General features: G+C 69.6%; 5 protein-coding genes. All 5 read left to right on the plus strand.

The features are described from left to right. The coding region (locus VFF46_RS03545) for a sigma-70 family RNA polymerase sigma factor (protein WP_325035548.1) at nt 1-225 on the plus strand (225 nt) is incomplete at its 5' end. Next, nucleotides 222-998, plus strand: a complete 777-nt coding sequence (locus tag VFF46_RS03550; RefSeq protein ID WP_325035549.1) for a hypothetical protein — start codon at nt 222-224, stop codon at nt 996-998. The genes VFF46_RS03545 and VFF46_RS03550, both read left to right, overlap by 4 nt. A gap of 20 nt (nt 999-1,018) precedes the next feature. Beyond that, complete coding sequence (locus VFF46_RS03555; RefSeq protein WP_325035550.1) at nt 1,019-1,855, plus strand: ROK family protein; 837 nt, start codon at nt 1,019-1,021, stop codon at nt 1,853-1,855. Between the two features lie 38 nt (nt 1,856-1,893). After that, the gene (locus VFF46_RS03560) at nt 1,894-2,547 is read left to right on the plus strand and encodes a pentapeptide repeat-containing protein (protein ID WP_325035551.1); all 654 of its coding nucleotides are present in this window, start codon (nt 1,894-1,896) and stop codon (nt 2,545-2,547) included. A 52-nt stretch (nt 2,548-2,599) separates the two neighbouring features. Continuing rightward, nucleotides 2,600-4,592: NADP-dependent isocitrate dehydrogenase (locus tag VFF46_RS03565; protein ID WP_325035552.1), on the plus strand; the 1,993-nt coding region annotated here is incomplete at its 3' end.

The following is a 4,592-nucleotide window of genomic DNA, read 5'->3' on the forward strand; positions in this document are numbered from 1 at the left end:
GTCGAGAGCCGGATGGTGATCACCGCCGCGCTCGCCGAACTCCCGCCCCGGCAGCGTGCCTGCGTGGTCCTGCGGTACTTCGACGAACTGTCCGTCGAGGAGACCGCGACCGCCCTCGACTGCCGCCCCGGAACCGTGAAGAGCCAAACGATGCGCGCACTCGACAAACTCCGTGCACACCCGGCGCTGGCCGATCTCGCCGACCTGATCGGAGCGAAGGCATGACCGATCTGAAGACCCTCATGGACCAGGCCACCGACCGCCGCGACGCGTTCACCCCGGACGTCGGCGCGCTCGTCGCCGCCGGGCAGCACCGGACCCGCGTACGCCGGGCCGTGGTGGGCGCAGGCGCAGGCGCCGCCGCCGTCGTCGCGGTCGCCGCCGTACTGCTGGCCGGTCCGCTCCGTAGCACCCGGAGCGAACCGCAGCCCGCTGTGACACCGGCAGTTGCCCGGCCGGCCGCGGTGACGGACCTGTGCGCCAAATCCGACGACTTCTTCCGGACCGCGAACAACGACGCCTGGCGCGCGACGGTCGTGCGGACCTGGACGGACAAGGTGGTGGAGGTCACCGACGCCGACGGCGCGATGACGGTCCGCCGGTCGCCGGACGGGACGCAGTACGCGTACTGCGTGGCCGGCGTACCGATCCAGGGGAAGCCGGTGGGCGGGTTCGGCGCGACCCTGCTGAACACCGGCATCGTCACCCGGCTGTTCCAGATCCAGCGGTACTGGAGCGTGGCGTGCGGCGACGCGAAGGTCGACCGGAGCGACGGGATCAACTGTCGGGGCGTCGTCTACAGCTACGCGGGCCGAGTGCCGGAGGGAGTCACACGGATCGCGTTCTCCGGCCTCGGGAAGCATGCGGACGCCACGATCAAGGACGGGTACTGGGCGCATCGCGTCTACACGGACGACATTCGGAACGGCAACACCGACCCGGTGTACATCACGATGTTCGACGCCTCCGGCAAGCAGGTGTTCCGGGACAAGTACTGACCTGCTGCCATGATGGCCCGATGGACGTAGCGGTGCTGGAGATCGGGGGAAGTCACGTGACGGCGGCCGTGGTGGCGCCGGGGACGTGGGACGTGACCGAGGTGGACCGGGCCGCGCTCGAGTCGCAGGCGGCGGCCGAGGTGGTGGTCGGGCAGCTCGCGGACGCGGCCCGGAAGTTGCCGCTGGCAAACGGTCTGGCGGTGGCGCTGCCCGGGCCGTTCGACTTCGGTACCGGGGTCGCCTGGTACCGCGACCAGGGGAAGTTCGACCAGCTGTACGGGTTCAACCTCGGCGCTGCCCTGGGCAACGAACTGGGCGTCGAGCGGCTGCTGTTCGTGAACGACGCGGAGGCGTTCGCGGTCGGCGAGTGGACCGCGGGCGAGGTCCGCGGGGTCGAGCGCTGCGTCGGGGTGACGATCGGCACCGGCATCGGTACGGCGTTCCTCGCCGACGGCCGGGTGCTCCGCGAGGGCGGCACCGTCCCGCCTGGTGGGGAGCTCTACAAGACGACGTACGCCGGGAAACCGCTGGAGGACTCGGTCTCGGCCCGCGCGATCCTCCGCCGGTACGCCGAGAGCGCGGGGCACGAAGCCCCCGGCGTGAAGGAGATCGCCGACCAGGCACGCGCCGGCGACCGCGCCGCCCACGAGGTCCTGCTGGCCTGCTTCACCGACCTCGCCGACGCCCTCAAGCCCTGGCTGAGCAGCTTCGGCGTCACCAAGACGGTCCTCGGCGGCTCGATCGCCGGCGCCTTCGACCTGGTCCACTCGGCCCTCGACTTCCCCGCCGCCGCCACCAAGGACACCGAACACTCCGCCCTGATCGGCGCCGCCGCCCATTACCTCCGCACCAACTGACGAACAATCTGTCGGCGCCGACCGCTACGGTCGGAGGCGTGAAGATTGCCGCGCCTCGTCTCCGTGCTCAGCTCGACTCCGCTTCTCCGGAGGAGGTCGACGACGAGGAGCGGTTGCTCGATCTGCAGCTGGAGGACGTGGACCTCAGCGACCAGGAGGCCGAGCATGTCGAGATCGGTGGGTGCCGGCTGACGCGGTGCAAACTGGCCGGGTCCGAGCTGGAGAAGCTGATCCTGGTCGACACCGAGCTGACCCAGTGTGACCTCGCGAACTCCCGCTGGGCGGACGCGGCGCTCACCCGGGTCATGATCAGCGGCTCCCGGATGATCGGCTTCGCCGCCTCGGGCGCGAGCTTCCAGCACGTGACGGTCCGCGACACCGTGCTGGACTTCGCCTCGTTCCGGTTCGCGAAGTTCCTCAAGACCGAGTTCTCCGACTGCCGGCTGCAGAGCGCCGACTTCGTCTCGGCCGACCTGACCGGCACCACGTTCCGCAACTGCGACCTGTCCGGAGTCGAGTTCTCCCAGGCCAAGGCGGTCTTCGTCGACTGCACCTGGGACGGCGCCAAGGGCCTCGCGTCGCTGTCCGGCGCCACGGTGGCCGCGTCCTCCCCGATCGACACGCTCTCCTTCACCAGTGCGGTCACGGTCGCCGCCGGGATCACCCTCGCGCACCCGGACGACCTGGAGTGAGCGTGATCCGGCCCACGTAGGAGTACGACTGACGCCGGATAAGGTGGGGCCCGTGACTGACTCGACGATCATCTACACCCACACCGACGAGGCTCCGGCGCTCGCCACGTACTCGTTCCTCCCTGTCGTCCAGGCGTACGCCGGCCAGGCCGGTGTCGGCGTGGAGACCCGGGACATCTCACTCGCCGGGCGGATCCTGGCCGTCTTCCCGGAGTACCTCAAGGAAGAGCAGCGGATCGCCGACGCGCTGGCCGAGCTTGGCCAGCTGGCCAAGACGCCCGAGGCGAACATCATCAAACTGCCGAACGTCTCCGCCTCGGTCCCGCAACTGAAGGCCGCGATCGCCGAGCTGCAGTCCCAGGGCTACGCCCTGCCGGAGTACCCGGACGAGCCGAAGACCGACGAGGAGCGGGAGATCCAGGCCCGCTACGACAAGATCAAGGGCTCCGCGGTGAACCCGGTGCTGCGCGAGGGCAACTCGGACCGCCGCGCCCCCGCCTCGGTGAAGAACTACGCCAAGACGCATCCGCATCGCATGGGCGCGTGGTCGCCGGAGTCGAAGACCAATGTCGCGACGATGGACACCGACGACTTCCGCGCCACCGAGAAGTCCGCCGTGCTCGAGGCCGACGACGTACTGCGGATCGAGCTGGCCGGCGACGACGGCACCACCACGGTCCTGCGCGAGTCGATCCCGGTGCTGGCCGGTGAGGTCGTCGACGCGTCCGTGCTGCACGTCGCCGCGCTGCGCGAGTTCCTGACCGCGCAGATCGCCCAGGCGAAGGCCGACGACGTGCTGTTCTCGGTGCACCTGAAGGCCACCATGATGAAGGTGTCCGACCCGATCATCTTCGGTCACGTCGTCCGGGCGTTCTTCCCGAAGACGTTCGCGCAGTACGGCGACGTCCTGGCCAAGGCCGGCCTGACCCCGAACGACGGGCTCGGCGGCATCCTGCACGGCATCGCGACCCTGCCCGAGGGCCCCGAGATCAAGGCCTCCTTCGACGCCGAGCTGGCCGCAGGCCCCGAGCTCGCGATGGTCGACTCCGACAAGGGCATCACGAACCTGCACGTCCCGTCGGACGTGATCGTTGACGCGTCGATGCCGGCGATGATCCGTACGTCGGGACACATGTGGGGCCCGGACGGCGAGGAGCACGACACCCTCGCCGTACTGCCGGACCACAGCTACTCCGGGATCTACCAGGCGGTCCTCGACGACTGCCGTGCGAACGGCGCGTTCGACCCGGCCACCATGGGCTCGGTGCCGAACGTCGGCCTGATGGCGCAGAAGGCCGAGGAGTACGGCTCGCACGACAAGACGTTCGAGATCAAGACCACCGGCACCGTCCGGCTGGTAAACACCGCCGGCGACGTCGTCCTCGAGCAGACGGTCTCGGCCGGCGACATCTTCCGGGCCTGCCAGACCAAGGACGCGCCGATCCAGGACTGGGTCAAGCTGGCCGTCAACCGGGCCCGCGCGACCGGCGACCCGGCGGTGTTCTGGCTGGACGAGACCCGCGCGCACGACGCGCAGCTGATCACCAAGGTCCAGAAGTACCTGTTCGACCACGACACCGAGGGCCTGGACATCCGGATCCTGGCGCCGGTGGACGCGATCAAGTTCTCGCTGGAGCGGATCCGCCGCGGCGAGAACACGATCTCGGTGACCGGCAACGTGCTGCGCGACTACCTGACCGACCTGTTCCCGATCCTCGAGCTCGGAACGAGCGCGAAGATGCTGTCGATCGTGCCGCTGATGGCCGGCGGCGGCCTGTTCGAGACCGGCGCGGGCGGCTCGGCGCCGAAGCACGTGCAGCAGCTGGTCAAGGAGAACTACCTGCGCTGGGACAGCCTTGGCGAGTTCTTCGCGCTGGCCGCGAGCTTCGAGCACCTGGCGCAGGCGACCGGCAACGCGCGGGCGCAGGTCCTCGCCGACACCCTGGACCGGGCGACCGCCACGTTCCTGAACGAGGACAAGTCCCCGACCCGCCGGGTCGGCGGGATCGACAACCGCGGCAGCCACTTCTACCTGTCGCTGTACT

This window comes from Kribbella sp. (genome assembly GCF_035655035.1).
GTDB lineage: Bacteria > Actinomycetota > Actinomycetes > Propionibacteriales > Kribbellaceae > Kribbella.

What these genes read in the sequence shown, in the direction of transcription:
- VFF46_RS03550 (WP_325035549.1), top strand. Translation starts at nt 222, where the DNA reads ATGACCGATCTGAAGACCCTCATGGACCAGGCCACCGACCGCCGCGAC.
- VFF46_RS03555 (WP_325035550.1), top strand. Translation starts at nt 1,019, where the DNA reads ATGGACGTAGCGGTGCTGGAGATCGGGGGAAGTCACGTGACGGCGGCC.